This window comes from Nocardioides guangzhouensis (assembly GCF_004519545.1).
Classification (GTDB): domain Bacteria; phylum Actinomycetota; class Actinomycetes; order Propionibacteriales; family Nocardioidaceae; genus Nocardioides; species Nocardioides guangzhouensis.
In genome coordinates this window covers 1-590 of sequence record NZ_SDKM01000131.1, presented here as the reverse complement: position 1 = coordinate 590, position 590 = coordinate 1, and the positions used below count along the sequence as shown (strand labels likewise).

Below are 590 nucleotides of genomic sequence, written 5' to 3'. Positions count from 1 at the left end.
CGGCTGCCACACCTGCTCGGTGACCTGCAAGCAGGCGTGGACCAACCGGACCGGCACCGAGTACGTCTGGTTCAACAACGTCGAGACCCGGCCCGGTCAGGGCTACCCGCGCCGCTACGAGGACCAGGAGGAGTGGCAGGGCGGCTGGGCGCTCAACAAGCGCGGCCGGCTCACCCTCAGGGCCGGCGGGCGGTGGAAGAAGCTCGCCACCATCTTCTCCAATCCCAAACTGCCCTCGATCAAGGACTACTACGAGCCCTGGACCTACGACTACGCCACGCTGACCGACGCACCGGCCCAGGAGCACACCCCGGTCGCGCGGCCGAAGTCGCTAGTCTCGGGCAAGGACATGAAGATCGAGTGGTCCTCGAACTGGGACGACAACCTCGGCGGGTCGGCCGCGACCGAGAAGCACGACCCGATGCTGGCCACGATCGCGGAGAAGGTGAAGTTCGAGTTCGAGCAGACCTTCATGTTCTACCTGCCCCGGATCTGCGAGCACTGCCTCAACCCCTCGTGCGCCGCGTCGTGCCCCTCCGGGGCGATCTACAAGCGCGCCGAGGACGGCATCGTCCTGGTCGACCAGGACC

At 66.9% G+C, this 590-nt stretch carries 1 protein-coding gene; it reads left to right on the top strand.

Annotation, left to right across the window (positions count from 1 at the left end; all coding sequences use genetic code 11):
• On the top strand, positions 1-590 hold a 590-nt coding region (locus tag EKO23_RS24790; protein WP_342773643.1), incomplete at both ends, for a 4Fe-4S dicluster domain-containing protein.